Source organism: Streptomyces silaceus (assembly GCF_001419745.1).
GTDB lineage: Bacteria > Actinomycetota > Actinomycetes > Streptomycetales > Streptomycetaceae > Streptomyces > Streptomyces silaceus.
The window spans coordinates 1-3679 of the sequence record NZ_LIRJ01000640.1; the positions used below are offsets into that span (position 1 = coordinate 1).

Consider the following 3679-nt stretch of genomic DNA (forward strand, 5'->3'; position numbering starts at 1 on the left):
CCCCCCGACCGCCCCCAACTGCCCCTCGACGCAAGGAACCCCGGTTCCGGAGCGAAACGCTCCGGAACCGGGGTCCGAAAAGTCCTGTGTGACGAGCCTTACAGACTCAGGGCCTACGGGGCTCAGAGGCCACGAAGCCTGCGAGCCTCAGAGGCTACGAGGCCTGCGAGCCCTGCGCCTGCGCGCGGGCCGCGTCGTCCGCGACGTCCTCCTGGCTGCGGTTCGCCTCCAGGTTCGCCTTGGCGCGGTCCACGCGCGCCACGACGTTCTCCGAGGCGCGGTCCCGCTCCTTGCGCAGGGCCACGAAGCTGATGGGAGCGGAGATCACCAGCGAGAGCAGCAGCACCCACAGCAGGTTGGAGTCGCCCAGGCCACGCGGCAAGATCCCGGAGTAGACGAGGCCCCAGACGACCAAGAAGCAACCCACGAAGATCCCGAGGCGCATCAGCGTGTAGCGGAGCATTTCAATCCACTCTTCCGTTCCGAAATGGGCCCGAGCTGGACGAGCCTCTCCAGTGAAGCACGCGAGGACCCGTCCCAGGCAAGCGGGTGCGCCCTACGACAGGGGCGCCCGCCGGCTCTGCAGCCCGCGCGCGAGACTCGTCCCCACCCGCTGCTTGAGCCAGCGCAGCGCCTGCAGGCTGCCGACCGCGTGGTCCAGGTGGTAGTAGAGCCGGGGCGGCACGTGCGGCAGGAGCGGCGAGTGCCGCTGCCCGAGCAGGGCGAACATCTGGTGGGGCTCCAGACCCATGTAGCGCGGCAGGTTCTCGTACCACTGCGCGCTGTGCCGGGCGGCGCTCTGCACGGAGAGCAGGGCCTGCTTCCGCTCCCTTTCGTACGTCACCAGAGCACCCGGAAGCCCCTCCGGGGCGGCGCCCGGGGCCACCGACCCCAGCGCTCGGGCCAGGCTCATGGCGTCGCGGAGCGCCAGGGTGGTGCCCGCGCCGATCGAGTAGTGGGTCGTATGCGCGGCGTCACCGATCAGGGCGAGGTTGCCGTGGGACCAGGACGCGTTGGTGACGGTCGGGAAGGTCTGCCACTGGGCGGGCCCCGCGCCGGTGCGGCCGAGCAGCCCGTGGCCGTCGAGCAGATCGGCGAAGAGCTTCTCCAGCAGTCGCAGGGCCTCGTCGTGGTCGAGCCGGTCGAGACCGAGCGCGGTCCAGGTCTCGGCGGAGCACTCGACGACGCAGGTGCTGCGGTCCGCGCTGAAGCCGTAGGCGTAGCACCAGATCCACCCGTGGCCGGTCTCCACGAAGGCGAAGGTGAAGGCGGTGAAGACCCGGCTCGTGCCGAGCCAGATGAAGCGGTTGGCGCCGGTGGACACCTGCGTACCGAACTGCGTCGCGTGTTCGGTGCGGAGCCGGCTGTGCGCGCCGTCGCCCGCGACGACGAGGTCCGCCTCGGGCAGGTCGTCCCGCGTCGCGATCTCCGTGCCGTACTCGATCCTGACCCCCAGCGACCGCGCCCGGTCGGCGAAGATCGAGCGCAGCCGGTGGCGGCCGATGGCGTGTCCGGGGTCCCCGTCGTGCGCGGTGGTCCGGTCGCCGATGCGGGCGAAGCCGCCCTTCCAGCGCACGGACTGCTCTTCGACGAGGCGGGCGGACTCGGGATCGTGGGCGGTGAGGTCCGTCAGGAGGTCGGGCCAGTACGTCACGCCCCAGCCCTGGCTGGTGTCGGCGTCGTGGCGCTCGTACACCGTGATCTCGTGGGCCGGGTCCTGGAGCTTGGCGAGGACGGCCAGGTACAGAGAAGCAGGACCGCCGCCGACGCAAACGATCTTCACATGGGCTCCCGTTGTCTTCTGTCGCTTCGTGGAGCTTCTGCCGCTTCGTGGAGCTTCTGCCGCTTCATGGAGGGCGGCGGGCGAAGGGGCCCGGATTCCCGGGGCCTCCCGGCGACCGGCAGGGAGAAGCGTCCGCAGAAGGACAACGTAGGCGCCACCGGCGGGATCACGGCCGAAGGCAGGCCCGGTGTTGACGCCTGCACCGGCCACACTCCGGCTACGCCCCGACCCCGCACCGGCCCCGCGCCCGCGGCACCCGCCGCACCCGCCGCCCGGGTCCGCCTCCGGCACTGCCACGTGGCCGAAGACGGACTCGCACGGAAGGAGTACGGAAGGAGTACCGAAGGAGCACGGAAGGAGTGGAGAGGGAGAGCGGGGAGAGGAGGCGGGGAGAGGAGCGCGGGCCCGGTCGCGTGCCTACTGGACGGCCGGCAACGCGTTCGTGACCGGGGCGACCAGGTCGGTGACCTGGTGCAGCTCGTTCAGCCGCTGGAGTCCGCCGAGCTGGCTCTCGACGGTCGGCACCTGGGCGCGCTGCTCCTCGGGGATGCCGGACGTGCCGAGCGAGTCGACCGCGCTGAGCACCGAGGGCGTGCCCGCCTCGTGGGTCTGCGGGGCGGCCTGGGCGGCCGGGGTGGCCAGGGCCGCGGCTCCGGCGGCCAGCGAAACGGCGGCGATGATGCGTCGTGCTGATGTCATGCCCTCAGCAACGGGCGAACCGCCCGAAGGACACGGGTCCGGCGCCTCTCTCACTCATCTGCAGGGCGGATGTACGGGACACTCGCCCCGGCGACCGGCGACCATCGGCCCCTCGTCCGGACTACCCGCACCGCGTTTCCCGCCCGAGGGCGTCACCCCAGGTCAACGAGGCTCCGAACCGGCGTCGTTCACACGTGCGGTCGCGGCATGGACTTGCCGTCCGCGCGCGGATGGCGCCGTCGCCGTCCAGGTTGATTCTGCGCGCGGCACGCCCGTGCCGTCGCACTCTCCCCTGGAAAGGAATCCCCATGCGTGGCTTCGTCAAGACCGCAGCAGTCGGCGCGCTCGTCGCTCCCCTCGTCCTGGGCGGCGCCGGTCTCGCCTCCGCGTCCTCGGGCGGTGACGGCCCCGCGTACGAGAAGTTCCAGAAGGCCGCGAACGCAAACGGCGGCTCCTGCACGATGACGGTCAGCGGCTTCACCCCGGACGGCAGGGCCTACTTCCGTACGGTCACGCGCCAGGCCGGACCGACGGGCGCGTCGGAGAGCTCGACGGGATCGCGTTCCTGACTCCGCCTCACCCCGCCTGTCGGTGCCATGTCACCCCATTAGTGCATAGGGCAAGAATCCGCGTAATCATTCGCTGACAGAATGTCATCGCAGGTCATCGCCTTTTGAGACAAGGAAGCCGACGGCCCGTCACGCTCGCCCGACCGATCTCGGCAGGCGCTTTCGTGCGGATCTGCTCACGGTGTTCACGGCAGGGCCGAGCGGGTGGGCCCTGGCCGCGGCCGTCGGGATCCCTCCCGAACGCCCTGACGGGGCACGGCCGCCCCGATGCCCGCACCGCACATCGAAAGGAATGCGTCTCATGCGCAAGTTTGCCAAGGCGATCGCCGTCGGAGCCGTTGTCGTCCCGGTCGTCCTCGGAGGTGCCACCGTCGCCTCCGCGCACGACGGCCCGGGCTACGAGAAGTCCGACAACTCGGCGACCGTCGACGGCGGCACGTCGTCCAAGACCAAGAGCGGCTTCACCGAGGACGGGACTGCGTACTTCATGAAGTCCTCCAAGACGGCGAACTCCACCGGCGCCACCGGTAACTCGACCGGTTCGCATTCCTGACCCAAGGGATTGGCTCTCTCGGAGCCACCGGGCACAAGGGCCCCGAGGGAGCACCCCTCGGGGCCCTTGTGCCCG

The 3679-nt window shown here is 70.8% G+C and carries 5 protein-coding genes; 2 read left to right on the forward strand and 3 right to left on the reverse strand.

The window, feature by feature from the left end:
• Window positions 1–154 precede the first annotated feature (154 nt).
• The 3 genes from AOK22_RS38100 to AOK22_RS38110 form a co-directional block, all read right to left on the reverse strand.
• Window positions 155–463: a DUF4229 domain-containing protein gene (locus tag AOK22_RS38100; RefSeq protein ID WP_055703218.1), complete on the reverse strand. Its 309-nt coding sequence runs from the start codon at window positions 461–463 to the stop codon at window positions 155–157.
• A gap of 93 nt (window positions 464–556) precedes the next feature.
• Window positions 557–1783 carry an FAD-dependent monooxygenase gene (locus AOK22_RS38105; protein WP_055703219.1) on the reverse strand — a complete coding sequence of 409 codons (1227 nt, stop codon included), beginning with the start codon at window positions 1781–1783 and terminating at the stop codon, window positions 557–559.
• Window positions 1784–2200: 417 nt separating this feature from the next.
• Window positions 2201–2482, reverse strand: coding sequence for a hypothetical protein (locus AOK22_RS38110; RefSeq protein ID WP_055703220.1), 282 nt, complete (start codon window positions 2480–2482; stop codon window positions 2201–2203).
• 308 nt (window positions 2483–2790) lie between these two features.
• Here AOK22_RS38110 and AOK22_RS38115 point away from each other — a divergent pair, with 308 nt between their 5' ends.
• Together AOK22_RS38115 and AOK22_RS38120 are read left to right on the forward strand one after the other, a co-directional pair.
• On the forward strand, window positions 2791–3051 hold the full coding sequence (locus AOK22_RS38115; protein WP_055703221.1) for a hypothetical protein: 261 nt from the start codon (window positions 2791–2793) through the stop codon (window positions 3049–3051).
• Window positions 3052–3352: 301 nt separating this feature from the next.
• A complete protein-coding gene (locus tag AOK22_RS38120) occupies window positions 3353–3604 on the forward strand; it encodes a hypothetical protein (protein ID WP_055703222.1) in 252 nt (83 codons plus the stop codon).
• Window positions 3605–3679: the final 75 nt, after the last annotated feature.

Coding starts and splice junctions, on each gene's coding strand:
- AOK22_RS38110 (WP_055703220.1), bottom strand. CDS start 2,482: ATGACATCAGCACGACGCATCATCGCCGCCGTTTCGCTGGCCGCCGGA.
- AOK22_RS38120 (WP_055703222.1), top strand. CDS start 3,353: ATGCGCAAGTTTGCCAAGGCGATCGCCGTCGGAGCCGTTGTCGTCCCG.
- AOK22_RS38115 (WP_055703221.1), top strand. CDS start 2,791: ATGCGTGGCTTCGTCAAGACCGCAGCAGTCGGCGCGCTCGTCGCTCCC.
- AOK22_RS38100 (WP_055703218.1), bottom strand. CDS start 463: ATGCTCCGCTACACGCTGATGCGCCTCGGGATCTTCGTGGGTTGCTTC.